Consider the following 25,878-nt stretch of genomic DNA (forward strand, 5'->3'; position numbering starts at 1 on the left):
CCTCTTTGTCCTAGCTAGCTTTTACAGATCCGCCGGGCTGGCCAGGGTGCCTTTGATCGCAGTAGCAGCGGCTACGGCTGGCGAGACCAAGTGGGTGCGTCCGCCGGGGCCTTGCCGACCTTCGAAGTTGCGGTTTGACGTCGACGCCGAACGCTCGCCTGGGCGCAGTTGATCTGGGTTCATGCCCAGGCACATCGAACAGCCAGCAGTGCGCCATTCCGCACCAAAGTCGATAAAGATTTTGTCCAAACCTTCTTCTTCGGCTTGCTGCTTGACCCACGCCGAGGACGGCACCACCATCATGCGGGTGTCCGCGGCCAACTTGTGTCCGCGGACAACCTCGGCGGCAGCACGGAGATCTTCGATGCGCGCGTTGGTGCAGGAGCCCAAGAAAACGGTGTCGATCTTGATATCACGTAGTGGGGTACCTGGTTGCAGGTCCATGTAGGCCAGGGCTTTTTCTGTAGCAGCGCGGTCGCTATCATCTGTGCAGTCTTCCGGGTTCGGCACCACCGCGTCTAGTGGCAAGCCTTGACCAGGATTGGTTCCCCAGGTGACAAATGGGCGCAGCGCAGAGCCGTCGATCTCCACAACAGTGTCGAACTCGGCACCCTCATCCGTCGGCAAGGTCTTCCAATATGCGACAGCTTCGTCGAAGTTTTCTGGGGCGAATTCGCGCCCACGCACGTATTCAAAGGTCTTTTCATCCGGCGCGACCATGCCTGCACGCGCACCGGCTTCGATAGACATATTGCAGATGGTCATGCGCGCTTCCATCGAAAGCTTCTCGATGGCCTCGCCGCGATATTCAATGATGTGGCCTTGCCCGCCGCCGGTGCCGATCTTCGCAATGATCGCCAGGATTAGGTCCTTAGCCGTTACGTCTGGCTGCAGTTCGCCGCTGACCTCAATGGCCATGGTTTTGAAAGGCTTCAGCGATAAAGTCTGCGTGGCCATGACATGCTCTACCTCAGAGGTACCAATACCCATCGCAATCGAACCGAATGCCCCGTGGGTAGAAGTGTGCGAATCACCACAGACGATAGTCATTCCTGGCTGCGTGATCCCGAGCTGCGGACCGACAGTATGGACAATGCCCTGTTGCTTATCCCCCATGGAATGCAGACGGATACCGAATTCCTCACAGTTTTTGCGCAGTGTGCCCACCTGCGTGCGGGAGGTTTCTTCTTTAATCTCCAGCAGGTTACCTTTAGTAATGCCTTCGGTCGGGACGTTATGATCCTCCGTAGCCAAATGCAGCTCCGGGTGCCGCATGGTTCGGCCATTCATCCGCAGTCCGTCAAAGGCCTGCGGGCTAGTAACCTCGTGTAGCAGCTGGAAGTCGATATAGATCAGGTCTGGTTTGCCGCCTTCTCCTTGAACGACAACGTGATCGCGCCATACTTTTTCAGCCAGAGTGAGTTTTTCTGTCATGGTTTCCACCTCACTTGTTCTCCCACATGTTAGGAAGATAGTATCACGGTATGGGACGGTATAGTGAAATCTCGGGAATCAAGGTGCTCGATCGCGCAATTGCGATTATGAAAGCCACCGCGACAACCCCCATGAACCTCTCCGAACTGTGCACAGACACCGGCATCCCCCGCGCCACCGCACACCGTCTGGCCAGCGCATTGGAGATGCACCGGATTTTGGCACGACGGGCCGACGGCCGCTGGGGTGCGGGCCCAGAACTTCCCGGCTCTCAGGACAAACTGGTGGCCACAGCTACCCCATTTATGGAAAAACTGATGGAATCAACTGGCGAATCCGTGCAGCTCTACCAGCGCCGCGGCGACGAACGCATCTGCATCGCAGCCTGCGAACCAGCTTCTGGCCTGCATAACGTGGTGCCGGTAGGTTCGACACTGACTTTGAATTCAGGTTCAGCCGCCCGGGTCCTGCTTGCCGCCATCACCGACACTGTCGAACGCGATCGGATCCTACACACCGCTTCCTACACACTTGCCGACGTCACCGATGCCGTCGAACGTGGCTGGTCAGAATCCATCGGTGAACGCGAACCAGGCCTAGCCAGCATCTCCGCACCAGTACATGATGCCGCCAATACTGTGGTCGCAGTACTGTCCATCTCCGGCCCAATCGAACGCATGCACCCCAGCCCTAGCGAGTGCTACGCAGGCATTATCCAACAAACCGCACGGGAACTCAGCGCGCAATTATAGATTTGCAATGGTTTAAGATTAGGTGTTGCACGCATGCCAAGTGAAAAAGACGCTCCACAGCCAGCACTGATGTGGTTTCGGGATGACCTCCGGTGGCAAGATAACGCGGCACTCGCTTGGGTTGCGAAGCAAGGCCCAGTAATTGCCGTTGTTATCGATGAAGATGCAACTGTGACAGGAGCCCGGGCACTGGGCGCAGCCACACGTTGGTGGTGGCAACGCAGCGTGCACCAGCTGCAACACAAGCTGCATGCTCACGGTATTCCGCTGCTGTATTACCAGGGCGATCCGCGCGCGATCATTCCTGCCGTCGTCGAGGAGTTCGGGGTATCCGCGGTGGGCTGGTCACGGCGCTATCACAAGCCTTTGCGGGAACTGGATGCACAACTTAAGCGCCTACTGCAAGAAAAAGGCGTAGCTGCGAAAAGTTTTCCTGGACACTTATTAACCGAGCCCTGGGAAGTGCAGACGCAACAAGGCAAGCAATATAAGGTCTACACCCCATTTGCGAAAACCGCCCGCGGAGTTGCCGAGGATAATGTTGCCAGCTACCTCAACAATGGCAATGATCAATCCCCTTCGCCGACAAGTCATGATGAACTGGGCCCAATTGGGTTCGCAGGCCCCGGGGCAGATTTGCCGTCCGCCCACCCGCTACCTGATTGGGACGAAGCCGACTGGACGCTTTCCTTAGCCCAACACTGGAGTCCCGGAGAAAACGCGGCCTGGCAGCTAGCCGAGGAATTCTTATCCCAATTAGCTGCAGCTTCAAAGCAGCGCGCCCCTCATTATGCTGCGGACCGTGACCGTTTGGATAAAAAAGCCACTTCCCGACTCTCACCGTACTTACGCTTTGGCGAAATCAGCATCCACCGCCTGTGGGCATTGATCGCACAAGCCAGCGATAGTGGCCGTATCACCGATGAGGACACGTCTGCATTCCTGAGTGAATTATTGTGGCGTGATTTCGCCTGGCACCGGCTCTATCACTTACCAGATCTGCACCAACGCAACGTACGGGAACAGTTCGACCATTTCGATTGGCACTGGGACGAAAATGAAGCCCGACGCATAGCTAGCACGCGCCGGGATCCGCGTTGGCCAGAAACCGAGAAAGACATTCCAGAGATCGCCACAGCCGACGATTTCCGCAGCGTGTTTTCGGCATGGCGGGCGGGGAAAACGGGTATTGCGGTAGTAGATGCCGGGATGCGCGAATTGTGGGCAACCGGCACCATGCACAATCGGGTGCGCATGGTGGTGGCCAGTTTTTTGACGAAAAACCTCGGCATACACTGGCGCCACGGTGAAGCGTGGTTCTGGGACACCCTGGTCGATGCTGACCCAGCATCGAATCCATTCAACTGGCAGTGGGCTGCTGGTTGTGGCGATGACGCTGCACCATATTTCCGGATTTTCAACCCTGATACTCAGGCCAAGCGCTTCGACCCCGATTACCGTTATATCCAGCACTGGGTTCCGGAGTACGCGACTCCGATATATCCGCAGCCGGTGGTAGAGCTGAAAGCATCTCGTCGCCAAGCCTTAGCCGCCTACGAAGAGATGAAAAACTTCCACCCGCGGCCCGAATAGACAGACCGCGGGTGGAAACAAATGACTTGTTAGTCAGTCACTTGTGCGCTTGTGCCAAGCACTTCTTAGTCGTTCGCTTCCTAGTCGTTGACGTAGAAGGACTGCTTGTTCACGAACTCATCAAGCGCCAGCACGGAAAGCTCACGACCGAAGCCAGAGTTCTTCACGCCACCGAATGGCAGCACTGGCGTCATGGCCTGTGGTAGGTTGACGTGGATCATGCCAGACTCGATCTTGTCGGCAACCTTCTTGGCACGTTCTTTGTCTTCCGAGAAGACTGCGCCGCCCAAGCCGTAGTTCGAGTTGTTAGCCAGCTCGATGGCTTCTTCTTCCGAGCTCACGGAGTAGATCTCAGCAACCGGGCCGAAGAATTCGTCGTAGTAGGACTCGGAACCAACTGGTACATCCGTCAGCACAGCCGGGCTGTAGTAGGCAGCGGACTCGTGCAGTTCGCCACCGGTGTGCAGCGTGGCACCTTCTTGCACCGCACGCTGTACCTGGTCGTTAAGCTTCTCCGCGGCATCGCGGGAAGACAGTGGGTAGAACTCGCCCTCGTTCGGGTTGAGTGGATCGCCAGGCTTGTAAGATTTTGCAATACGCACCATCTCGTCAACGAACTCGTCGTAGATATCGTCCATGACGATGATGCGCTTGTTTGAGGTGCACGCCTGACCAGTGTTGTCGATGCGCTTGTCCCAAGCGACCTTTGCTGCGTTCTTGACATCATTCGTATCCAGCACGATGTATGGGTCAGTACCGCCCAACTCAAGCACACACTTCTTCAGTGCTTTACCTGCCTGTGAAGCAACCGCGGCACCTGCGCGCTCGGAACCAGTCAAGGAAACGCCCTGAATGCGCTTATCAGCGATGATCGTGGAGATCTGGTCGTGATTAGCATAAACGTTATTGAAAACGCCTTCTGGTAGACCAGCCTCGAGGAAGATCTTCTCGAAAGCCGCCGACGACTTCGGGCAGATCTCGGCGTGCTTCAAAATAATGCCATTGCCGTTCATCAAGTTCGGGCCAGCAAAGCGGGCAACCTGGTAGTACGGGTAGTTCCACGGCATGATGCCCAGCAGAACACCGAGTGGCAAACGACGCATCACTGCCTTACCACCAGGTACCTCGATTGGCATATCAGCGGAGTACTCTTCTGCACGATCCGCGTAAAACGCCAGAATATTAGCGGAGAACTCAACCTCGCCTTCCAGCTCTGGGATCTGCTTACCCATTTCTTCTGCAGCGATCTTTGCTAGCTCGGTTTTACGCTCACGCAGCAAATCCGCGGCCTTGTTCACAATCTTGGCACGCTCTGCGAAACTGGTGTTGCGCCAAGTCTGGAATGCCTCATGAGCCTTGCTCAAAACATCCTGGATTTCCTGGTCTGTCGCCGTATCAAATGATTCGATGACCTCGTTCGTGGCCGGGTTTTGTACGCGATATGGAATGGACATTTTTCTACTTCCTCCGATTACTCGGGTACGCATAGACGAATCATCTGTCGTTAATCAAACTATAAGGATCGATTGTGCCAACCGAGGATACACAAAAACCGGATTACCGTCAGAGCACGAAAAATCCAGTACGTTCTCAGCGAAGACAACTCGCCAGACCTACCAGCGTCCCACAACTGTGAAACCCACTAGCTTCTAATGAGAAACTTCTAATAAGAAAGGAGCCTTCAATGGCTACCCCACACCGCGCTGACCAGTCCCTTCCCACCATTGTCATCTGCCACCCTAAACGCACACCAGTGGGTCGTTACGGCGGCGCTCTCAAAAACGTACCTGCAGAAGATCTCGCCAGCACCGTCATAACGGCAGTCATGAAAGATTCTGGGCTGGACCCCACAGCAATAGATGACCTGATTTTCGGCCAAGCCTCCCCCAGCAGCGCGGCACCAGCGTTAGGCCGCATTGTCGCCTTTAATTCTGGATTAGGCGAACGCGTGCCCGGCATGCAATTGGATCGGCGATGTGGTTCCGGACTGCAAGCAGTCACCACCGCCGCTGCACATATCGCTGCTGGCGCGGCTGATCTCATCATCGCCGGCGGCGCAGAATCCATGTCCCAGACAGAATACGCAGTAGACGGATCAATCCGCTGGGGAGTAAAAGGCGGGGCGATGGAGCTGCACGATCGACTCACACAGGGCCGCGAGCAAGCTGGCGGTAAAAACCACCCGATTCCGGGCGGAATGATTGAAACCGCAGAAAATCTGCGCCGGGAGTACTCCATTCCACGAGACAAGCAAGACGAGCTTGCTGTCAGCTCCCACCAGCGTGCCGCGAATGCACAACAACAAGGATTCTTCGACGCAGAAATCGTGCCAGTACGTATCCCACAACGGAAAGGCGACGACATCATCGTCGATAGGGATGAACACATCCGTCCAGAAACCAGCATGGACTCCATGCAAAAGCTGCGTGCGGTCCGTTCCAAACTGGACGACGACGCCACGGTGACCGCGGGTAATGCCTCCGGCCAAAACGATGGCGCCGCCGCGATGATCGTCACCACCGAGAAAAACGCCGAAAAGCTAGGCCTAGCCCCCGCCGTCAAACTCGTCGGCTGGGCCGTGGCCGGGGTAGCCCCAGAAACGATGGGTATTGGCCCGGTGGCCGCCGTCGACAAGCTGTTTCAACGCCTGCAGCTCAGCTTTGACGATATCGACCTCATTGAACTCAACGAAGCTTTTGCCGCACAAGCACTGGCATGTCTACATGAATGGGGCATCGACGCCGACGATCCGCGTTTAAACCCTTCTGGTTCCGGTATCTCTCTAGGCCACCCAGTTGGCGCCACGGGAGCTCGCATGATGGTCACTGCTGCCCACTATATGCACCGCACCAACGCACAGCGCGGGTTGATAACCATGTGTATCGGAGGCGGCCAAGGCCTGGCAGCGGTGATCGAAAAGGTCTAAACTTCCCTACCCCAGCTACACCATCCGCACCAGTACAACACCAAGGAAAATCCCCACCAGCCCACTGACCCGACGAACGGTCAGCGGGCGCTTTGTTGCCCCAATCCAACCGCGTGATTCCAAAAGCTGGCCTGCTGTGATAGTTCCTGACAACGCCGCGATCACCATCAACCCGGTACCCAAAATCGGGGCAAACAACGCTCCCCCGACGACGAAAAACGCGCCCAGAACACCGCCGAGCCATTTCCACCACGGCCCTACCGGGATCGGGCAGAAAACCCGAGAACGGCCAGGCAACACAAGGCTGAGAATGAACAACACCGCGACACCAACCGCAAGTGACAACAAACCGGCATGAATTGGTGACCCGATAACCGCCCCCAAACGCCCATTAACGGCAGTTTGCGTGGCAGAACCCATGCCGATCGCGATACCAAACCCGCGCCAGGCCCAAGCAGCCACGCCTTGCGCGTTCCCCTCCCACAGGCGACCGCGGCCGATATCAAGCACCACCGCAGTAGCAACCAGAACGATGAGCGCTCCGAACAGGCGCAACGGGGAAATCGGCAACACCTCATAGCCAAACAGGCCAAAGTGATCGACGAGCAAGCCCATCAACATCTGACCAACGATTGGCATGATGACGGTATGCACACTGCCGATCTGCGGGAACAACAAAATATTGCCGACGATAAACGCCACCCCTAGCGGACCGCCTAAAAACAACCACAGTGGGGAGTCGGCAAGCAAAGCAAAATCCGGTAATGGCTGGCCAGTCAGCAACCACGCGACTGGCAACAGGGAGGTGGTGCCGATAAGAAAAGAGTAGAGCGCCGTAACGACGGGGTCTCGCACGTCGGCACGCAAGCGCGTATTAATAGCAGTTTGTACTGGGACGATTGCGCCTACGCCAATGGCTCCGGGAAGTAACACCCGCCTTCGCTTTACCAGGTACCAGCGATAATATCGGCGATGTGGCGGTTGCCTTCATGCGTGTAGTGGAAGGTCATGTTGTACGGGTCCGACTGGTTGTCCAAGAATCCAGAAACCCAACGCTGCGCCTTCGGAGCGCACTGTCCATGGCCGTGCGTGGCACGCGCCAAATCGAAGTATTCGACGTTCTTATCTGCCGCTACCGTCCTCTGCCAGTCCGCCACTGCGCGCAGCGAGTTACCCAATGGGGCGAACGGGAAGTTGAGATCCACCTGGTTGAAATGAACCGGACACACAAAATCATGCGCGCCAATCATCTCCGGGTATCCCAGAATCTGGATGCGCGCATTCGGTGCGGCATGGCGGATACGGTCAATCTGGTGCCCGACGTAATCGCGGTACGCCTGCTTCTGGTGGGCGTAGATACCAAAACCCTTGAAGTTGTCGTTCAGCCCGATTTGCATGTGCACGTTGGTGGTGTGGGGGTTGAGTTGCTGAGAGTGCAACGCCTGATCAACCTGCATCGCCAACGGACTGTGATTATTCAAAGTGCCATAGGTAGCAGCGCCAGAACACGAGAAATCCGAGACCCGTGCACCATGCCGACGTTCCAGCTCCACCCCGACACGGTCAACGCCCTTCGGGCAGCTGCTATGTTCTGCAAGCGTAACGCCCGTGGTAAAACCAGGGTTCACGAAATCCACAAATTTATGTGGTGGATTAGCCAGCAGAGAATCACCGAACAGAACGACATTACGCTGCTGTGCTTCCGCCACCGGCGCATGCGCCATTGCGCCGGTTACTCCCACTACTGCTGCAGCTGCAGCAGCGAGTACTTTACGGATCTTCATAGAACCCCTTAACGATCTTCCTGCATTATCACGCGATTCGGCCATCTGCCACCAGAACCACTCTAGTCACATATATGCATCGTAAATTTAGCATCGATCGTTTCATTGCATGGCTTCAGTACCCGAGTACGCTGCTTCAGTACCCGGACTGCACGGCCTCGCTCCGCTACGCTAACTCCCCCATGCTTAACGCCTATCTTTTGTTCTTGCCTTTCCGGCCAAACAAGAAGAAAGCGACAGGGCCCAGCACATCAACTAAACCTGTGACCGCAAACCAAGCTTTTCTGTTCCCACGCAGGCGTTTTTCCGGTGTGTGATACACGTGATGCCACGTAAAGGCTTTTTCTACGACGATATAACTGATTGTCCCTAGAACCAGCTTTTTCGCTTGGGAGCTCAGATCATTCCATCCCTTGGCTTCTGCAATCTCATCAAGGAGTCCTTGCACTTTGAACCATGGCTTTTCCAACTGTTGTTTTGTACCCATAAACCCCCACCGTACGTGGGATGCAGAAAACGCGCAGGAGATCTTTTTCAGATCAACCTGCGCGCTGATTGTACCCCGTACGGGATTCGAACCCGTGTTACCGGCGTGAGAGGCCGGCGTCCTAGGCCTCTAGACGAACGGGGCTAGAACAAGTGAAACTACACAGCAGTCTCACTGCTGGCCTACCAGGACTCGAACCTAGAACGACGGTACCAGAAACCGCTGTGTTGCCAATTACACCATAGGCCATTGCCGCAAAAACTTACGGAAGATATCAATTAACGCTGCTCGCGTTGTATCGATTGTATTTTATTGTCTTCCGCGTCGCTCTGTGCAACGGTTATATACTATAACCACCCATCTAATATTCCACCAAATCAGCAGTATATAGGCACTTTTTACAACATCTTAGGGTGTGTATACCGGTAGATTCATCAGACAATCTACCGGCTACCGGAAAATCCACCAGGCTTATCCCCCCAGGCTTATTCCACCAGGCTTATCCCCCCAGTCTTATTCGGCCTTCTGCTCCCACGGGGTTTGCGCACGAGCAGCACGCAGCCGGGTCAACGTAGATTCCTTGCCCAAAAGTTCCATGGATTCAAAGAGCGGAGGCGATACCGCTGCTCCAGAAACGGCCACGCGCAGCGCCCCATAAGCCTTCCGCGGTTTCAGCCCAAGATCCTCAATCAAAGCCTTAGACAATACCGCTTCCAGCTTCTCCGTCTTCCACTCCTCATCGGCCACTACCGCAAGAGCAGCAATTGCCTCATCCAAAGGCTGGATGGCGTCTTCCTTCAGGTTCTTGCGGGCGGATTTCTCATCCAGTTCCAGATCAGCATCGGCGGTAACCAAAAACTTCAACAGGCCGTAAGCGTCGGAAAGTACTTTGATGCGAGTCTGCACCAGATCAGCGGCGACTGCGAATTTCTCCTCTGGGTAATCCGCAGGGAAATCCGTGTATTCGCTCAGGAACTCCCGGAGACGCCGGGTGAACTCGGCGGTGTCCAACAAGCGGATCTGATCCGCGTTGATTGCTTCGAGCTTTTTCTGATCAAAACGCGCCGGATTACCCAGCACATCCTTCACATCGAAAGCCGCGATCAGCTCGTCAACACTGAAGATGTCTTGATCGCTGGATAGGGACCAACCAAGCAGAGCCAGGTAATTGAGCATGCCTTCCGGGATGATTCCGTTGCTGCGGTGGTTAAACAAATCCGATTGTGGATCCCGCTTCGACAGCTTCTTGTTTCCCTCGCCCATCACGAATGGCAGGTGGCCAAATTCCGGAGTGGCTTCGGCGACGCCAATGCGTTGCAAGGCGCCGTAAAGCGCCAACTGACGCGGGGTGGATGAGAGGAGGTCTTCGCCACGCAGTACGTGAGTAATTCCCATCAGCGCATCGTCGACAGGATTAACCAGGGTATACAACGGCTCGCCGTTGGAACGGGCGACGACGAAATCCGGCTGCGTCGCAGCTTTGAATTCCACCTCGCCGCGCACCAGGTCGGTCCAGGCCCAATCCTGGTCCGGCATACGCAAGCGCCACACCGGTTTACGACCCTCGGCCTCAAACTCGGCGATCTGGTCCTCACTCAAGTCGCGATCATAGTTGTCGTATCCCAGCTTCGGGTCACGGCCTGCTGCGCGATGGCGCTCTTCTACCTCGTCCGCAGTCGAATAAGCCGGATAGACCTCGCCGGCATCAATCAGCTTGTTCAACACCTTGGCATAGATGTCTTTGCGCTGCGATTGCCGGTACGGCTCGTGCGGACCACCAACATTAACGCCTTCATCCCAGGCCAGCCCCAGCCAGTCCAGGCCGTCGATAATCGCCTGGTAGGACTCTTCCGAATCACGCTTAGCATCGGTATCTTCAATGCGGAAAATCAGTTTGCCACCGGTATGCCGGGCGTAGGCCCAGTTAAACAGGGCTGTGCGCACCAATCCGACATGCGGGGTTCCGGTGGGCGAAGGGCAAAATCGTACACGTACATCACTCATAGCAGCCATGGTAGCCCAGTTATCGCACCACTTCGTAGGGGCGGTATTATCGACAGTTATGCAATCGTCCCGTCCTGCCACCGCACCGGATTTTTTGCTCTCTCGAGCACACGTATCTGTGCGCACCCAAGGCTGCGTGGACACCTACACCGACATCGATCAAGCCATCCAAGCGCTTGCCGACGGCCAGCACGAAATGATCGTCGGTGCACTTCCGTTTAACCCGAATGACCGCGCCGCCCTCACGGTGCCTGAATCCATCATTCGGGGAGACGGCCCACTAGAACCACCAGCGTTTTATCGACAGGGCGAGCTACGAGCACGAATCAGCTCGGTGGATCCGGAACCGCAAGAGCATTTACGGCGGGTGGAAGCCGCCATCGACACCATTGTCTCGTCCCGTTTGGAAAAGGTGGTGCTAGCCCGGGCGGTAGACTTCGAATTTCTTGCCGACGTCGACCCACGGCTGGTTGCTGCCCGTTTGATTGATAACTCCGCGCATCGCGACGGCTTCATCGCCGACCTGTCGCCTGCTGGACGCGAAGGCCACATGCTGGTTGGTTCTTCGCCGGAGGTGCTGGTAAAACGCCAGGGCTCTACCGTCAGCGCCATCCCCATGGCTGGTTCTGCTGCACGGTCTGCCGATCCCGTAGAAGATGAAAACGCACGTTTTCACCTGCAAAATTCTACGAAAGATCTGCACGAGCACGGTTTCGTGGTCGAGCATTTGCGTGCTGCGTTGTCTCCACTGTGCGAGCAGCTGAGCATTCCGGCGAAGCCACAGTTAATCAAAACAAACGAGATGTGGCACTTGGCAACCCCAATCAGTGGGCAATTAAAACAACCGCAATTGAGTGCACTGGACTTGGCAGCGCGCATTCACCCCACCCCCGCTATTTGTGGCACACCGACGGCCGCGGCTGATCACTTAATCCACACCGCGGAATCCGCCCGCGGGTTTTACGCTGGCGCAGTTGGCTGGTGCGATAGCACCGGCGACGGGGAATATTTGGTGGCCATCCGCTGCGCCGAGATTTGGGGTCGACAGGGCCGCACCTGGGCGGGCGGCGGCATTGTCGCAGATTCTGATCCAGAACAAGAATTGGCAGAAACCACAGCGAAGCTGCAGACAATCCTGCGCTCGCTGGGGTTATAAGGCCGCCGGACTTATCCGTCCGAGTGGCCCGGCTTTTAACTCTTAATGGCTCTTAAACAGCTTCTGCGGGCTAAGCGCGTTCTACTGGATTGCCCAGCTTGCCCAGACCAGGGATTTCAATTTCGATGAAGTCGCCTGGCACCATTTCTTCCGTACCAGCCGGTGAACCAGTACACACCACATCACCCGGTAGCAGGGTCATCGACGCAGTGATCTTTTCCAAGATTTGGCCAACAGTATTAATCATCTGTCCTGTGGAAGAATCTTGCTTAATATTCGTTTCGCCCTCGTGGGTGAGGTAGGCCTTGATCGGGTGATCCGATAGATCGAATTTATCGATATCGGTCTCAATCCACGGCCCCAACGGAGCGAAGGTGTCAATGCCTTTAGCGCGCGCCCACTGGCCATCGGAGAACTGCAAATCTCGCGAAGAAACGTCGTTAATGATGGTGAACCCTAGGGTGACGTCTTTCCACTGCTCGGCCTTCAAATTTTTGCACGGGCGAGAAATAACCAATGCCAATTCGCCTTCGAATTCAACGCGAGTGGCGAAATCTGGAATCTTAATAGGCGCGCCAGGACCAGTAATAGCTGTAGGAGGCTTCAAAAACAGTGTCGGCGGCAAGGATTCTGCTGATTCCTTAAACACCTCTGCGACGTGGTCAGCATAATTTCGCCCAAGTGCCACAATCTTCGACGGCAGCATCGGCGCCAATAGTTTTACATCGTCCAATTTCCATTCCTTGCCAGTGAACTCTGGCTCTGTGAACGGGGTAGAAGAAATTTCGCGGGCTACCAGCTCGTCGTCGCCTTCGATGACGACGAAAGCCATACCCTCTGGGTGAGCAATTCGTCCAAAACGCATGTCATCTACTGTACAAGGACTGCCCCACAAGGCCTACTCTCTAATATCTTTTAATGTGTGCACGCGGCTCGCCGCGGTAATCGCAAGATAGACCTCGGCGCACGCCAGTGCGTCACTCAACGCGTTATGGCTGTTGTAATGCGGTAATTGGTAGCGCTCCCGGATTCGTGGCAGGCGTAGGTCCTCACCACGCGGGTAGGTGGCCATACGTTCCATGTGCCGCCGTTCCAAACTAAACGTGTCGACGACCGTAAGGTCCGGGACTGCACCGTCGTACAGCTGCCGACAATGCTTGTGCACAAAGCCCGTTTCGAGTGCAGCAAAATGAGCCAACAGCACGCGCCCATGCAAAGCTTCCAATAACTGCTCCATCGCTTCTTCCGGCTTAACCCCCAATGCAATTTCGTCGTCGGTAAGGCCGTGGATGGTGGCCGACTCCCCCACCTCCCCGCCAGCAACCACCACATAGCCCGCACCCGATAAATCAATACTTCGCCCATTTAATGGCACCCAGCCGATCGACAGCATCGTGTCCCGGGCAGGTTTAATTCCCGTGGTTTCCATATCAACCGCAAGCGCTGGCAAATCCTCCAGCGCGGTATCCGTGGCGGGTGCAGCGATATCGAAGGTTTTTTGCCCCCACAAACCACCGGAGATAGTAGAAATAGCAGAAAGAAAACTCATCAGCACTACCGCCTGTTTAAGAAATGCTACGCACGGGATATTTGTTACCCAATGCAGATTGCATCCGCTTGATCACTTGGAAAGAATCACGCAAATGCTCCCGATCCATCTTTGATAGCCGCTTCGGGTCAACGTGATAATCCGGTTGTTCACCGTGCCGCAACTTACGGGCCTGATGACGCAAGGTGAGTGTGCGCAAGAAATAAAAAGCATCGGCAAGATCACGCGCGCCTTCCTTAGATACACCGACCCCGGCAGAGAGTTCCAACCGCGTAGCGGTATCAACAGCATCAACTCCGGAAGCGATTGCATACAACCGAGCCATCTGCACGATGCTATAGGTGCCTCCGGTTTTGATATTCAGCGTTCGCGCATAATCTCCTGAGCGTTCCACCACCAAACCTTTGAAAAAAGTCAACGGTGGTTCCCGGCGCGCCGCCAAGCTTGCCAAGTGCGCGTGCAGTCGTTTGGATTCGCCTCCCATACGCACCGCTGTGCGATGGACTTCGCCGGCAAGCGCGGTATCACCATAAACCGGGCGGAAATCGAAAAAGGTTTGGGCATGCAGCAAAGCATCGGCATCCGGCGCGGTGATCCAGCTGTGGAACGTATCTTCCCACTCCCGGGCTGTTTGACGCCACAACGGATTAGTCGCCATCATATCGCCAGGGCACCATGCCTGTCCGGCCTCTGCCAAACCTTCACACACCCACCGCGCCAAGTTGGCAAAGTACTCGCCATGTTGGTTCGGATCGTAATCATTGGACAAGACCATCGCGTTGTCTTGATCGGAGGATAGCCCCATTTCTCGTCGTCCCTGCGATCCCAGCACCACAAAGGCATACGGGACCGGTGGCGCGCCGAATTGTTCTTCTGCCAGTTCCAACAGCCGGCGGGCGATACTGTCTGCGGCGATAGTCATCATCTGCGCTGCTTCCGCAAAATCACCACTGCGATCGAGAAAACGCGCAATCACCGCGCAAGCCTCACGATAAGCATCACGCAGTTCCTCGCGGGAAGTCCGTCGAGAAAAGTCTGCGGTTAAGTAAATGGGGTTCACCCGGAGCAAACGTGCAATATCGGCACCAGCGACTACCCCGACGACTTTGCCTTCTTCCAGCACTGGTAAGTGGTGGATTTTCAGCTCGGCCATCAGCAACATTGCTTCAAAAGCCAGTGTCTCTGGAGTGACGGTACGCAGGTCCCGCGTCATCACTTCGCTAACCGGCAAGGAAGTATCCAGTGACTGCGCAACCACGCGGCCGGTCATGTCGCGATCGGTAACAATGCCGCGCAGGGCTCCATCAGCAGTAATCAACAATGAGGAAACTGCTTGTTCCCGCATTTGCTGTGCGGCCGCGGCAATACTGGTTTCAGGCGCGGTTGCCTGTGGGTTCACGATCATGACGTCACGTAGTGGGGTGCGTAAAACACCGGTGGCGGCGTCGTCGGCAAGATCTTGGGCTGCACTCCGAATTTGTCTGGTTTGTAAAGAATAAAACCGTTCGATATCAGGATGTTCGGCTGCCGCACGCTGAAAGGCTTCGCGTGGCAGTTCCAAGATCAGGCTGTCTTCCACTGCAACGGTGGTATAGCGTGACTCGGCAACCCCAGGATCTGCTACCAGAGTCGAATACCCAAAGCTCAACCCGGGTTCGCGGCGGTCCAAAAGCCCACCTTCAGAATCCAAGACATCCATGGCCCCGGAACGGATCACGTGCAAGGTGTCGTTGCGCTGCCCGGCTTCTACGACGGTGGTCCCGCGCCGAATATAGCGCATAGTCATAGAAGCCGAAATTGCCGTTAGAGCATCTGACGGCAAGTGAGAAAACGGTTCGTGTTCAGCCAGAAAGCCGGTGACTTCCTCTACTTCTACGCTCATGCTCCTAGATTACTCGAGACGAACGTAAAAGTAGTCCTTTTCACACATACTTCTTGGCATGAACCAGATTACGAACTACTGGTAAGAAACAAACCACGGACGAGGATTGATCTGGTAGGTCTCTTCCGGCGTGAAGGTCGGGTTGTCTTCATCAATGAAGTTCTTCCACGCCATATACCAGCCGTCGGCAAGATCATTGCGGACCATATCCCAGGTAGCAAACTTCTCCGCTGGCGGGCCGTGTCCATCTGCGTGCAGCACGAAACCAAGCTCTGGGTAATTGGTGTTCACAGCCTCACGATTACGGATCATCTGGTGCTGGAACTGGTGCACCATAAGGCCTTTCTGTGGCAAGTTATTCTCGCGGACTAGCTCTGCCAACCATTCAGAGACCTCATTGATTTCCGCGGCGTCAACGTGTCCAACCTGCTGTAGGGGCACCTCATTAGGGCCTAGCTTCCACTCCGGGTCCAATGCCAGACCTACATAGGGCTGTTTCAACAGTTCCTCGTAGTGCTTGGCCTGTTCCAGCAGGCTTTCGCGGCCGGGTTGCAGGTCCAAGAAAGCATAGCCACCGTCTTCGATAGCAGCGTCGATATACGGTTGCAACTCCGCCGGATCAGTGTAGTTAGTGTACAAGCCATGTGGGCCCGGCTGTGCAGCCGCAATGGTTGCGATGATTTCAAAGGCCGGGATGACTGGTTGCTCATCCAAATGCTGGTACTGATCCACAAGCTCATGCGCGTGGCGAATGGCTTCTTCTGGTGGCATTTCACCCATCACGCCCAGAGCCGGGCCAGCTGGGTGTCCATACAGGGCGATCATTCGACGGCCGGGGAATACGAGTCCGCCCCCACCAGGAAGTTCACCATTTGCTGCCAGTGCAACGGTGCGATCCACGTAATCCTGGTCCCCGAATGCAGCGCCCAAAGTGATGATGTCGCCGTTGAGTGCGGCGTCCATCGATTCTGCGGTTGCGCGGATATCCGGCGCATCCAGCACAGTCACCTCATTGCCCGCAGCCAAAACTGAAGCGACCGAAGCCAAAGCAGTGTGCTCAGTGACGTAAATCGGAGTGGCATTCTTAGCAGAGTTGCCCGGCAGGTTTCCGTTTTCTTCTAAGTGATCCAACAGCCCAGCGATCCGTGGCCCCTCATACGCCCACGGCAACGCCGCAGGTTCCTGAATTGGTTGCGCAGAGTCAACAACGTCGACTGGCGCATCTGCACCGGTAGTAGCAGTCGTACCGGTGCTTTCGCTCGTGCCGTTTGCGGTATGCTCTTCGACTTTTGGTGACCATTCCGACCATTCGTGACCAGCCGGGGCTGTCGGTTTTCCGACCGTGATGATGTTTTCGACATCGTGCGAACTGAAGAAATCGACTAAGTCCATTTCAAACTCAGCCATGACGGCGATCATCGGGGCTGCTTCTTCTACAGCAACAGTCGCGGCCGTCCGCTGGGCGCCCTCGTCCTCAGCAGCAACGATAACCGTCGAGAAATCATCATAAAAATCAGCAACGGTGACATCGCCAGTACGATTGCCGTCCGATAAGGCAGTTGCCACTGGTGGTCCAGATTCCTTACTCTCCGTAGATCCGTCGGCAGCCCCTTGCTCATGCGCAGAGCTCAACGGCGAGGTGTCCTCCTCCGCATCAGCACACGCGACCAGTGCGCAAGCCATCACAGCGGCCACACTCAGGCCGCCAGCTTTCTTGGCCCGGGAAGAAATTGCGCGTGATAACAATGACGAGCGTGACGACGAGTGCGACGCCGCTGAAGACGACGCCTTTGCAGAAGAGGCCACCTCGGGCAGATGTGCTTTCGAAAACGAAGGACGAGGATTCATGCTTACTATCCTATGCATTCACCGCTGCGGCGATGCGGTCACCCACCTCGGTGGTAGAAATAGCCTGGTTACCGCGGGAACTGATATCGGCAGCCACCGCTTGTTCAATCTTGGCCGCGTTATCCTCGTCACCAAGATGGCGCAGCAATAGGGCCACCGACAAAATCGCCGCGGTGGGATCAGCAACGCCGGTACCCGCAATATCCGGCGCAGAACCGTGTACCGGCTCAAACATGGACGGGTTTGCACCCGAGGCATCAATATTGCCGGAGGCAGCTAATCCAATGCCGCCGGTGACAGCGCCAGCGAGATCCGTCAAAATATCACCAAACAAGTTATCGGTGACGATGACGTCGTAACGCTCCGGATCTGTCACCATGTAGATGGTGGCTGCATCAATGTGGTGGTAATCGACAGTGACATCCGGGTATTCCTGGCCTACCTCCTGTACCGTACGCATCCACAAACCACCGGCGTTGACCAACACGTTTGTCTTGTGCACCAGGGTGAGGTGTTTGCGTCGGTTCCTGGCGCGCGCGAAAGCATCACGGACAACACGCTCTACACCGTATCGAGTATTTTGCGAAACCTCAGAGGCTACCTCATGCGCAGTGCCTTCACGCAGCACGCCCCCGTTGCCGCAATACAGACCTTCGGTACCTTCGCGAACCACCACGAAATCAATCTCACCGGGATTAGCCAACGGTGAAGAGGAAGTCGGATACAGCTTCGAAGGGCGCAAGTTGACATGATGGTCCAAGGCAAAGCGCAGTTTGAGCAATAGGGCCCGCTCCAGCACGCCTGCAGCAACCTTGCGGGGGTCGCCAATAGCACCGAGCAAAATCGCGTCGTGTTCGCGAAGCGCGGCGAGGTCCTCATCAGTGAGCGTGTCCCCGGTTTCCAAGTATCTGTCTGCCCCCAGATGGAAATCGGTCACGTCCACGTCGTCACGCACCGCATGCAAGACCTTCAATGCCTCTGCGGTAACTTCGGGGCCAATGCCGTCGCCAGCAATAACAGCGAGTCTCATAGAGTGGTATCCTTTCTCAAAAATGCGCTTTCCCATAGCGTACCCGAACAAGTGATCCCAAACACCAAAGCGAAGCTCAGCACCAATCAACTCGCTAAATAATCAACTTCTGCCACTGCCCCACATCCGGAAAATTCCGCTCACCATCCAACCAACGACGGAACACCTCAGAGGCCGTATGCAAATCCAATCCTCCAATCCCGAAATGTAATTCGGCCGCGCCATTACGCACTTCAATCCAGAAACCCTCATCCGCCATAATGTTGCCCTGCGTACCCACCGAACCCGAGGTCGCAGAATAAAAACATTGAATATAGTGCTGCGTATCCCACTGCGAACTCCGCTGGAAACTCCACTGCGTTTCCTGCTGCGTTTCTTGGTTCTCCTCCGCCGAGGCACTCTGCGCCCGTTCCCCTTCGCGCAAAGACTTTCCAGCATGGACACTGCGCGCAGGCTTGCGGTCAATAATTTTCACATAGTCAGCTCGCGAATATTCAGTGGTGCTCTGCTGCCGGTAAATCTCTTCCAGCACGTCAGCAATCCCGCTTGGCGACGACCAGCCCAAGGTATAGTGCGCCGTCGTCATAGGGTAACGAACCAGGTCATCGCCATAGGCAAGTGTCGTGTCGCGATCCAGATCGACCAGCCCCAGATGCTTCGGGATCACAGCCTGGAAAATCTTGGTCATTGCTGTTGGCTCTTGCTCTGGTGTTATCGCCACCAACACCGCCGCAGGTTGCAGGCTTCGCAAGGTCGGCTTCGGGTTAATCTCTCCCAGCATGTCAACGGCATCGCGTAGCGAGCCATTAATTATGTCAAGGTTCAAATCAGCAGCCGAGATATCTGCTGCATACACCTCACGCGGACGGACAGACTTCGGATCAAAAATAGCTAGGTAGCGCGAACGCTCTGGCGTGCCTGGTGAAGCTGCAATCATATCCCCAGCCTAATAGCCAGCGCACTCGGCGGGCCTGCCTCATTCCCTGAACACTGTTTAGTGCAGCTCATCGCACCTATTCGCTTGTGCACCGACAGAGTCAGCGAACCTGTGATGGTTTAAAATATTCTCATGCCGGAGACCATGTATTCCATCAAAATGCGAGCCAGCCGCGCCGGGGCCCATATATCCGGGGCCGAGCGCATAGTACCCGCCGGTTTTGTGAGCCAGATCAGCGAACACCTGCATGCTCGCGCACTTGGGCACCCCAAAGGACGCCCGGATTCTATCGTGGTCACCACCACTGCACTTGCCAAAGACGACATTATCTACCTGCCAGAACTCGCCGTTTCTGAATTACCGTGCGCTTCCCCACACCAGGCTCGCGCACTGGTGACCGATTTGCTAGCGGAAGTAACCCCGCACAGCGAAGTCATCTGGAACTACCTACAAACAGTCACGGGGCTGCGTGGAGCGATGGTGATAGATAGCGCAACCGGCCAACGAATCGAACCAGATAAGCAACGCGGGGTGCGCGCGAGCACCATGGACCACCGCAGCTCACTAAGTCTTGCTGCCGCAACCGAACCAGACAGCAAAAACTACGTGCGCGAAGCTCGTGTGCTCGCCGCAAAAGTAGCCTCGTGCCCACACGTACTTGCAGAAGTCTGCATCTCCGATGACCCGGACTACACCACCGGATACGTCTGCATACGAGGTCGTTACCATCGCATCGCGAATATGAAGCTGGCTGGTACCGACCAAGGAACACGAGTGATTGTCGTGAGCCGAGCGGACCAAGAAGCACTCGCCGAAATCTCTGCCTATTTAGAAAACCAAGCAGTGATCGTCGGATGAACCTCACCGAGCTCGCCACCCAGCGTCTAGAAAAATGGCAACAGCAAGGGCTTATGCGCACCCCCATAGAATTTGTCGGACCACAAACCCCGCGGGCGCAGCTAAAAGATCAGCCCAGCGAACGCATCTTGCTGTCATCATCAAATTACCTAGGCCTTGCTACCCATCCAGAAGTTATCGCCGCAGCAAGGTCTGCACTGGAAGAATTCGGCACCGGGTCCGGCGGATCACGCTTAACGACGGGATCCACTACCTGGCATCGTCGCATAGAACGAGAACTAGCCAACTTTGTCGGCTTCGAAGATGCAGTCCTGTTTGCCACCGGGTACCAAGCAAACCTTTCCGTTCTGCAAACGCTGGCACACCCGGATCTGCATATCTTTTCGGATTCGCTCAATCATGCCAGTCTCATCGACGGCATTCGCTTAGCCACAACTTCCGGTACGAAGAAATCGATTTACCCACACTGCGACTACACAGCATTAGAACAACAGCTGGCAGAATGCACCGCTAGGTACAAACTAGTAGTCAGTGATGGGGTATTTTCTATGGACGGTGATATCGCCGACCTAGCCAGGCTGCGCGAAATCTGCACTCACCACGAAGCCTGGTTGCTGGTTGATGATGCACACGGAATCGGGACTGTGGGCAAGCACGGGATTGGTAGCACTCAAGTACACAACACCCGCCCCGATATCCTGATTGTCACGGCTAGCAAAGCCCTGGGAGCAGAAGGCGGCTTCGTGGCTTGTTCGACACCGGTGGCAAATTTATTACGTAACCAAGCACGCGGCTACGTGTATTCAACCGCCTGCAGCGCAGCAAACTGCGCGGCTATCTCCGCTGCACTAGAGGTGATTCAAAAGCCACTGACACAGCAACACCCAGTGGTACGCCTCCAACAACGTGCTGCCGCGCTACGAGAAATCACCGGAATTCGCGTTTTCGACGGCGTCGATTCTGACAGCGTCCTTTTTGACAGTGCCCATTCTGGCAGTGCCCATTCTCCGATCATTCCCCTACCGGTCGGCGCTGAATCTGCTGCCGTGCGCCTGGCCTCCGAGTTAGCAGACCGTGGCTTTCATATTCCGGCTATCCGCTACCCAACCGTCGCACGCGGGCAAGCGATTCTGCGAGCAACTGCTATGGCCACCTTAGAGCTTGCCGACATTACGCAGTTTGCACAAACCCTCAGAGACCTTGGATGGCGACCACCCACACCTGCCAAAGCCATAAGCCCAGGACGATAAAACTAGCCCCCGCCACCATGCACACAAGCCCCTAGCACGACGAACGGTCTGCCCAAATAAAGGACAGACCGCTCGCCAAACCTAGGAGAACTCAGCCAACTAGCTCTAGAACACCAGCTGGAACGATTCTGCAGACAGCTTGTCTGCGATCGTCTTCTCAAGCTCAGCTGGAACTTCTGCTTCCACACGCAAAATCAAAATAGCGCCATCACCCTTAGCAGCCTGGGTCAACGCCGCTGCTTCGATGTTGATGCCAGCGTTGCCCAGTTCAGTGCCAACAACTCCCAGAGCACCAGGAACGTCAGTGTACTGGAAGAACAAGTTACGCCCCTCGGCACGCATGTCTACACCGCGACCATCAATCCGTACGATCTTTTCGATGCGTTCTGTACCAGTCAGCGCACCAACCACCGTGGCTGAAGCACCATTAGAAGCAACAACTTTCACCTGAAGCGAGGAACGGTGGTAAGCAGATTCACTCTGGCTATCCACGCTAATCTGCAAACCACGCTGTTGCGCAACTTGCGGAGCATTAACGAAAGTAATCGCTTCATCCGTCACACCACTGAACAGACCACGGACTGCGGACAGACCCAAAACGTCTAGTTTCTCCGTGGACAGCTCACCGCACCCTGTTACCTCCAGAGAAACTGGGGCACCATCCAAGAAACGAGCGGCCGCAACCCCCAACTTCCGTGATAATTCCAGCCAAAGGGCAACTTCTTCATCAACACGGCCACCAGAAACATTGACGGCATCGGCAACGAATTCACCACGCAGCGCCTTCAGAACAGATGCTGCAACGTCGGTACCTGCCCGGTCCTGTGCCTCCACGGTGGACGCTCCCAAATGTGGGGAAACCACGGTTTCTGGCAACGCAAATAATGGAGAATCAGTGCACGGCTCGGATTCATACACGTCAAAACCAGCGCCACGGTGGTGTCCGGATTTAATAGATTCTGCCAATGCCGATTCGTCAACCAAACCACCGCGAGCCGCGTTGATGATGATCTGGCCCTTCTTCGCCTTTGCCAACAAATCGGCGTTGAACATACCAGCAGTTTCTTTGGTCTTCGGCAAGTGAATGGTCACAAAATCCGAACGCGACATGAGCTCATCGAGCTCCACCAACTCCACGCCTAATTGCGCGGCACGCGCCGGGTTCGCGTAAGGGTCATAGGCGATAATTTCGGTTTCGAATGCCGCCAGACGTTGTGCAAACAACTGGCCAATGTGGCCGAATCCGACGATACCGATAGTTTTATTGAAGATTTCCACGCCTTTGAACGACGAACGCTTCCATTCGCCGTCGCGCAGAGTCTTATCAGCGGCCGGAATCTGTCGCGCTGTAGCCATCAGGAGCGCAATGGCTTGTTCACACGCAGAATGAATATTTGATGTTGGGGCGTTTGCAACCATGACGCCACGTTCAGTAGCTGCATCAATATCAACATTGTCCAGCCCGACACCTGCGCGCCCAACGATGCTGAGCTTTGGTGCGGCCTCGAGCACTTCCCTGTCGACGGTCGTTGCCGAACGCACCAGCAGCGCATCCGCATCGCCAACTGCAGCCAGCAGTTCCTGGCGATTTGGGCCATCAACCCAACGAACTTCGACGGCATCGCCCAGGGCGTCGACCGTGGACTGCGCTAGTTTGTCTGCGATTAAAACCACCGGCTTGGTCACTGAAATACTCTCCTGCGAAAATTGGCTTGAATAGAGGTGCTATGAACTTGGGATGTGGTTTGGATTATACAACCAGGTTGGTGCGGCGGCGCGAGCTCCACCGGGATTAAAATTCGTGAAGCGCAACCGCTTAAGACTTGGTATTTTTGCTCTTCGAGACGGTGGTATTTTCTGCTCGCTGTGCAGAAAGTTCTGCAACCCGAATTTTGTGCGAAAACTCCCGTGAGGTTCCAAATTGGCGCCCAAAAGCGATCAATGGCCCGTCGGCAAGACCTGCGACCATAGCCAAAGACTCAAAATTACTGGTGAGATCGGTCTCTGGCATCACGCGCACTTTAGCTCCGAAAGCCGTGGCATTAGCTACCGAAATTGCTGGCGATTCATTAGTAGCCACCATCACCGGCGCCATTTCTTTATCACGCCGCGATTGTGCATAAACCGCGGGCAAGGGATCGTGCTCCCGGGTTTCCAACGGATCCCATGTAGCCACTACTTCTTGCTTACCACCAGGGGTCAGCTGAGATAATGCGTGTACGAGATTGGCAGGATCACTGACTTCGATTTGTTCAAATTCGTGCGCTGTAAAATCCGCCAAAGCTTGATCGGTGCCAGGGTCATTGAACACTTCGAACGCGCCTGTACTATCTGCGATCCCCACTTTACCGACGGTAAGAACCCTTTCGACCCTTAAGTCTTCAATTAATTGGCGGATTTCGCCGTGCACGCTCCGGTCATAGATCACCACCGGAGCGTATTGTGCTATGCCAATCGACGCTCCCCGGGCAATAGCCCCATCGCGGTTTTCAACCACAATCAGTGTGCGTGATTGTCTAAAGAATTCCCGCACAGTTTCCAAACCGAAGTCCTCCGCGATGACTTGTACCCTATTCGGATAGGCATCATCAACGAACCGGTTCAGATTTTCTGAACGCGCCTGATTAATAGCGGTGGGAATAGCAGAGGTGGTCTTTTCGAAAGGGCGCGATTCAAAATTTTGCTGCACCGAACTACACGAAGAGACCACCAATCCACTGGCAGCGATGACCGCTGCCACCACCGATCTATGGTTAAGCCGTGGCATCAAGTGGGTTTTTCACCCAGCTCATCAGATCGCGAAGCTTCGCGCCTGTGGTCTCAATCTGGTGCTCGTTGGTCTCCTTACGTAGATCCTCGAGCTCCTTGTTGCCGTTTTCCACGTTGTCGATCAGACGCTTGGTGAAAGTACCGTCCTGAATGTCGCTCAGGATATCTTTCATGCGCTGCTTGGTGTCATCGTTGATCACACGTGGACCCGACAGGTAGCCACCGAACTCAGCGGTGTCAGAAACCGAGTAGTTCATGTTGGTCAGACCACCCTCGAACAACAAGTCCACAATCAACTTCAGCTCATGCAGGCACTCGAAGTAGGCCATCTCTGGCTCGTAGCCGGCCTCGACCAGAACTTCGAAACCTGTCTTCACCAGCTGCTCAGTACCACCACAGAGAACTGCTTGCTCACCGAAAAGGTCAGTGACGGTTTCCGCTTCAAAGGTGGTTGGGATAACGCCAGCACGAGCACCACCAATTGCAGAAGCATAAGACAGGCACAGGTCATGGCCTTCCTTCTTCGGATCCTGCTCAATAGCGATCAAACAAGGAACGCCTTTGCCGTCTGCAAACTGGCGACGAACTAGGTGCCCCGGCCCCTTTGGTGCAACCATGCCGATAGTGATGTTGTCAGCGGGTTCAATCAGCTTGAAATGGATGTTTAGACCATGGCCGAACAGGACAGCGTCGCCATCCTTCAAATTTGGTGCGATCTCATTGTTATACAGATCTTTCTGAGCAGTATCTGGCGCAAGAACCATGATGACATCTGCCCATTCGGAAGCTTCCGCATTGTTCTTGACGGTGAAGCCAGCTTCCTCCGCCTTAGCGCGGGACCGGGAATTTTCGCGCAGACCGATAACAACCTCAACGCCGGAATCACGCAGGTTTTGAGCGTGTGCGTGTCCCTGAGAACCGTAGCCAATGATGGCTACCTTGCGACCCTGGATGATCGACAGGTCCGCGTCGTCCTCGTAAAAAGTTTCAATAGCCATGAAAGATCCTTTCTGTCGGATTCTATATTAGAAATAGCTTCTAACCTGATTTTAATCTACCACAATGCGTATCACGCTATGAGACAGATCTGCCACTAGGTGAGATTATTTTCCGGGGGCCATAATCTTCGGGCCACGAGCCAGCGCGATCCGACCACCCATAACGAGTTCACGAACCCCAAATGGCTCAAGCACATCCAACAATGCGCGGAGCTTACCCGAAGTTCCAGTGGCCTCAATGACAACGGATTCCTTAGCGACGTCGACAATCCGAGCCCGGAAAATATTCGCAGCATCCACTACCTGTGGGCGGTTGGAGGCATCCGCAGATACCTTAACCAGCATGATCTGCCGCGCAATTGATTGCGACTCTTCCAGTCGAACAACCTTAAGCACCTCGATCAGCTTGTTCAGCTGCTTCGTGACTTGTTCAATTACGACATCATCTGCATCAACAACCACGGTCAAGCGGTTGATACCAGATTTTTCGGTGCGTCCAGAAACTAGAGAAATGAGGGAATAACCGCGGCGGGTAAACAGCTGCGCAACGCGGGAAATAATACCGTCGACGTCTTGGACTAGGACAGACAACGTGTGGCGAGTCGTCTCATATGCAGCCAT

General features: G+C 55.3%; 22 protein-coding genes and 2 tRNA genes. 6 read left to right on the top strand and 18 right to left on the bottom strand.

Annotation, left to right across the window (positions count from 1 at the left end; all coding sequences use genetic code 11):
- Window positions 1–21: 21 nt before the first annotated feature.
- Complete coding sequence (gene leuC, locus HMPREF1292_RS08820; RefSeq protein ID WP_023019591.1) at window positions 22–1,434, bottom strand: 3-isopropylmalate dehydratase large subunit; 1,413 nt, start codon at window positions 1,432–1,434, stop codon at window positions 22–24.
- Between the two features lie 50 nt (window positions 1,435–1,484).
- On the opposite strand from leuC, the gene HMPREF1292_RS08825 reads away from it, so the two are divergent.
- Together HMPREF1292_RS08825 and HMPREF1292_RS08830 are read left to right on the top strand one after the other, a co-directional pair.
- The gene (locus tag HMPREF1292_RS08825) at window positions 1,485–2,186 is read left to right on the top strand and encodes an IclR family transcriptional regulator (RefSeq protein WP_023019592.1); all 702 of its coding nucleotides are present in this window, start codon (window positions 1,485–1,487) and stop codon (window positions 2,184–2,186) included.
- 33 nt (window positions 2,187–2,219) lie between these two features.
- Complete coding sequence (locus HMPREF1292_RS08830; RefSeq protein ID WP_023019593.1) at window positions 2,220–3,779, top strand: deoxyribodipyrimidine photo-lyase; 1,560 nt, start codon at window positions 2,220–2,222, stop codon at window positions 3,777–3,779.
- Between the two features lie 80 nt (window positions 3,780–3,859).
- Here HMPREF1292_RS08830 and HMPREF1292_RS08835 read toward each other — a convergent pair whose 3' ends face one another.
- Complete coding sequence (locus HMPREF1292_RS08835; protein ID WP_023019594.1) at window positions 3,860–5,233, bottom strand: NAD-dependent succinate-semialdehyde dehydrogenase; 1,374 nt, start codon at window positions 5,231–5,233, stop codon at window positions 3,860–3,862.
- Between the two features lie 230 nt (window positions 5,234–5,463).
- Here HMPREF1292_RS08835 and HMPREF1292_RS08840 point away from each other — a divergent pair, with 230 nt between their 5' ends.
- Window positions 5,464–6,705 (top strand): acetyl-CoA C-acetyltransferase, encoded by a 1,242-nt coding sequence (locus tag HMPREF1292_RS08840; RefSeq protein ID WP_023019595.1) that lies wholly within the window; start codon window positions 5,464–5,466, stop codon window positions 6,703–6,705.
- Window positions 6,706–6,720: 15 nt separating this feature from the next.
- Here HMPREF1292_RS08840 and HMPREF1292_RS08845 read toward each other — a convergent pair whose 3' ends face one another.
- The 6 genes from HMPREF1292_RS08845 to gltX form a co-directional block, all read right to left on the bottom strand.
- Window positions 6,721–7,638, bottom strand: a complete 918-nt coding sequence (locus HMPREF1292_RS08845; protein WP_023019596.1) for a DMT family transporter — start codon at window positions 7,636–7,638, stop codon at window positions 6,721–6,723.
- Window positions 7,639–7,649: 11 nt separating this feature from the next.
- Window positions 7,650–8,489, bottom strand: coding sequence for a GDSL-type esterase/lipase family protein (locus tag HMPREF1292_RS08850; RefSeq protein WP_021352339.1), 840 nt, complete (start codon window positions 8,487–8,489; stop codon window positions 7,650–7,652).
- Window positions 8,490–8,682: 193 nt separating this feature from the next.
- Window positions 8,683–8,976 carry a hypothetical protein gene (locus HMPREF1292_RS10915; RefSeq protein WP_023019597.1) on the bottom strand — a complete coding sequence of 98 codons (294 nt, stop codon included), beginning with the start codon at window positions 8,974–8,976 and terminating at the stop codon, window positions 8,683–8,685.
- Between the two features lie 71 nt (window positions 8,977–9,047).
- Window positions 9,048–9,120: transfer RNA gene (locus HMPREF1292_RS08860), tRNA-Glu, on the bottom strand.
- Between the two features lie 33 nt (window positions 9,121–9,153).
- Window positions 9,154–9,225 (bottom strand) — tRNA-Gln (locus HMPREF1292_RS08865).
- 264 nt (window positions 9,226–9,489) lie between these two features.
- Complete coding sequence (gltX, locus tag HMPREF1292_RS08870; protein WP_023019598.1) at window positions 9,490–10,989, bottom strand: glutamate--tRNA ligase; 1,500 nt, start codon at window positions 10,987–10,989, stop codon at window positions 9,490–9,492.
- Window positions 10,990–11,038: 49 nt separating this feature from the next.
- Here gltX and HMPREF1292_RS08875 point away from each other — a divergent pair, with 49 nt between their 5' ends.
- A complete protein-coding gene (locus HMPREF1292_RS08875) occupies window positions 11,039–12,136 on the top strand; it encodes an isochorismate synthase MenF (protein WP_023019599.1) in 1,098 nt (365 codons plus the stop codon).
- Between the two features lie 70 nt (window positions 12,137–12,206).
- Here the strand turns inward: HMPREF1292_RS08875 and HMPREF1292_RS08880 are convergent, their stop codons facing one another.
- From HMPREF1292_RS08880 to HMPREF1292_RS08905, 6 genes are all read right to left on the bottom strand, one after another.
- A complete protein-coding gene (locus HMPREF1292_RS08880; RefSeq protein ID WP_021352342.1) occupies window positions 12,207–13,001 on the bottom strand; it encodes a fumarylacetoacetate hydrolase family protein in 795 nt (264 codons plus the stop codon).
- A gap of 33 nt (window positions 13,002–13,034) precedes the next feature.
- Window positions 13,035–13,685 (bottom strand): exonuclease domain-containing protein, encoded by a 651-nt coding sequence (locus tag HMPREF1292_RS08885; RefSeq protein ID WP_023019600.1) that lies wholly within the window; start codon window positions 13,683–13,685, stop codon window positions 13,035–13,037.
- Between the two features lie 16 nt (window positions 13,686–13,701).
- The gene (locus tag HMPREF1292_RS08890) at window positions 13,702–15,567 is read right to left on the bottom strand and encodes a DUF294 nucleotidyltransferase-like domain-containing protein (protein WP_023019601.1); all 1,866 of its coding nucleotides are present in this window, start codon (window positions 15,565–15,567) and stop codon (window positions 13,702–13,704) included.
- A 75-nt stretch (window positions 15,568–15,642) separates the two neighbouring features.
- Window positions 15,643–17,415, bottom strand: coding sequence for a hypothetical protein (locus HMPREF1292_RS08895; protein WP_023019602.1), 1,773 nt, complete (start codon window positions 17,413–17,415; stop codon window positions 15,643–15,645).
- A gap of 10 nt (window positions 17,416–17,425) precedes the next feature.
- Window positions 17,426–18,445, bottom strand: a complete 1,020-nt coding sequence (locus HMPREF1292_RS08900) for a 3-isopropylmalate dehydrogenase (protein ID WP_023019603.1) — start codon at window positions 18,443–18,445, stop codon at window positions 17,426–17,428.
- Between the two features lie 94 nt (window positions 18,446–18,539).
- Window positions 18,540–19,382, bottom strand: coding sequence for a hypothetical protein (locus HMPREF1292_RS08905; RefSeq protein ID WP_023019604.1), 843 nt, complete (start codon window positions 19,380–19,382; stop codon window positions 18,540–18,542).
- Window positions 19,383–19,514: 132 nt separating this feature from the next.
- Between HMPREF1292_RS08905 and HMPREF1292_RS08910 the strand changes: the two genes are divergently transcribed.
- Together HMPREF1292_RS08910 and HMPREF1292_RS08915 are read left to right on the top strand one after the other, a co-directional pair.
- Entirely contained in the window at window positions 19,515–20,240 is a 726-nt protein-coding gene (locus tag HMPREF1292_RS08910) for a 6-carboxyhexanoate--CoA ligase (RefSeq protein WP_034645255.1), read from the top strand.
- The gene (locus tag HMPREF1292_RS08915) at window positions 20,237–21,490 is read left to right on the top strand and encodes an 8-amino-7-oxononanoate synthase (RefSeq protein ID WP_023019606.1); all 1,254 of its coding nucleotides are present in this window, start codon (window positions 20,237–20,239) and stop codon (window positions 21,488–21,490) included. Before HMPREF1292_RS08910 ends, HMPREF1292_RS08915 begins: the two co-directional genes overlap by 4 nt.
- A 105-nt stretch (window positions 21,491–21,595) precedes the next feature.
- On the opposite strand, the gene serA is transcribed toward HMPREF1292_RS08915, so the two are convergent.
- The 4 genes from serA to ilvN all read right to left on the bottom strand — a co-directional run bounded on the left by serA (window position 21,596) and on the right by ilvN (window position 25,878).
- On the bottom strand, window positions 21,596–23,176 hold the full coding sequence (gene serA / locus HMPREF1292_RS08920) for a phosphoglycerate dehydrogenase (protein WP_023019607.1): 1,581 nt from the start codon (window positions 23,174–23,176) through the stop codon (window positions 21,596–21,598).
- 130 nt (window positions 23,177–23,306) lie between these two features.
- Window positions 23,307–24,257 (bottom strand): hypothetical protein, encoded by a 951-nt coding sequence (locus tag HMPREF1292_RS08925; protein WP_021352353.1) that lies wholly within the window; start codon window positions 24,255–24,257, stop codon window positions 23,307–23,309.
- Window positions 24,244–25,257 (bottom strand): ketol-acid reductoisomerase, encoded by a 1,014-nt coding sequence (gene ilvC / locus HMPREF1292_RS08930; RefSeq protein ID WP_023019608.1) that lies wholly within the window; start codon window positions 25,255–25,257, stop codon window positions 24,244–24,246. Before ilvC ends, HMPREF1292_RS08925 begins: the two co-directional genes overlap by 14 nt.
- Window positions 25,258–25,362: 105 nt before the next feature.
- A complete protein-coding gene (ilvN, locus tag HMPREF1292_RS08935) occupies window positions 25,363–25,878 on the bottom strand; it encodes an acetolactate synthase small subunit (protein ID WP_021352355.1) in 516 nt (171 codons plus the stop codon).

This window comes from Corynebacterium sp. KPL1995 (assembly GCF_000477935.1).
GTDB classification, from domain to species: domain Bacteria; phylum Actinomycetota; class Actinomycetes; order Mycobacteriales; family Mycobacteriaceae; genus Corynebacterium; species Corynebacterium pseudodiphtheriticum.

Excerpts from the sequence above, each read along its gene's own strand:
- leuC (WP_023019591.1), bottom strand. The coding sequence starts at position 1,434 with ATGACAGAAAAACTCACTCTGGCTGAAAAAGTATGGCGCGATCACGTT.
- HMPREF1292_RS08825 (WP_023019592.1), top strand. The coding sequence starts at position 1,485 with ATGGGACGGTATAGTGAAATCTCGGGAATCAAGGTGCTCGATCGCGCA.
- HMPREF1292_RS08830 (WP_023019593.1), top strand. The coding sequence starts at position 2,220 with ATGCCAAGTGAAAAAGACGCTCCACAGCCAGCACTGATGTGGTTTCGG.
- HMPREF1292_RS08835 (WP_023019594.1), bottom strand. The coding sequence starts at position 5,233 with ATGTCCATTCCATATCGCGTACAAAACCCGGCCACGAACGAGGTCATC.
- HMPREF1292_RS08840 (WP_023019595.1), top strand. The coding sequence starts at position 5,464 with ATGGCTACCCCACACCGCGCTGACCAGTCCCTTCCCACCATTGTCATC.
- HMPREF1292_RS08850 (WP_021352339.1), bottom strand. The coding sequence starts at position 8,489 with ATGAAGATCCGTAAAGTACTCGCTGCTGCAGCTGCAGCAGTAGTGGGA.
- HMPREF1292_RS10915 (WP_023019597.1), bottom strand. The coding sequence starts at position 8,976 with ATGGGTACAAAACAACAGTTGGAAAAGCCATGGTTCAAAGTGCAAGGA.
- gltX (WP_023019598.1), bottom strand. The coding sequence starts at position 10,989 with ATGGCTGCTATGAGTGATGTACGTGTACGATTTTGCCCTTCGCCCACC.
- HMPREF1292_RS08875 (WP_023019599.1), top strand. The coding sequence starts at position 11,039 with ATGCAATCGTCCCGTCCTGCCACCGCACCGGATTTTTTGCTCTCTCGA.
- HMPREF1292_RS08880 (WP_021352342.1), bottom strand. The coding sequence starts at position 13,001 with ATGCGTTTTGGACGAATTGCTCACCCAGAGGGTATGGCTTTCGTCGTC.
- HMPREF1292_RS08885 (WP_023019600.1), bottom strand. The coding sequence starts at position 13,685 with ATGAGTTTTCTTTCTGCTATTTCTACTATCTCCGGTGGTTTGTGGGGG.
- HMPREF1292_RS08890 (WP_023019601.1), bottom strand. The coding sequence starts at position 15,567 with ATGAGCGTAGAAGTAGAGGAAGTCACCGGCTTTCTGGCTGAACACGAA.
- HMPREF1292_RS08895 (WP_023019602.1), bottom strand. The coding sequence starts at position 17,415 with ATGAATCCTCGTCCTTCGTTTTCGAAAGCACATCTGCCCGAGGTGGCC.
- HMPREF1292_RS08900 (WP_023019603.1), bottom strand. The coding sequence starts at position 18,445 with ATGAGACTCGCTGTTATTGCTGGCGACGGCATTGGCCCCGAAGTTACC.
- HMPREF1292_RS08905 (WP_023019604.1), bottom strand. The coding sequence starts at position 19,382 with ATGATTGCAGCTTCACCAGGCACGCCAGAGCGTTCGCGCTACCTAGCT.
- HMPREF1292_RS08910 (WP_034645255.1), top strand. The coding sequence starts at position 19,515 with ATGCCGGAGACCATGTATTCCATCAAAATGCGAGCCAGCCGCGCCGGG.
- HMPREF1292_RS08915 (WP_023019606.1), top strand. The coding sequence starts at position 20,237 with ATGAACCTCACCGAGCTCGCCACCCAGCGTCTAGAAAAATGGCAACAG.
- HMPREF1292_RS08925 (WP_021352353.1), bottom strand. The coding sequence starts at position 24,257 with ATGCCACGGCTTAACCATAGATCGGTGGTGGCAGCGGTCATCGCTGCC.
- ilvC (WP_023019608.1), bottom strand. The coding sequence starts at position 25,257 with ATGGCTATTGAAACTTTTTACGAGGACGACGCGGACCTGTCGATCATC.
- ilvN (WP_021352355.1), bottom strand. The coding sequence starts at position 25,878 with ATGGCTGCATATGAGACGACTCGCCACACGTTGTCTGTCCTAGTCCAA.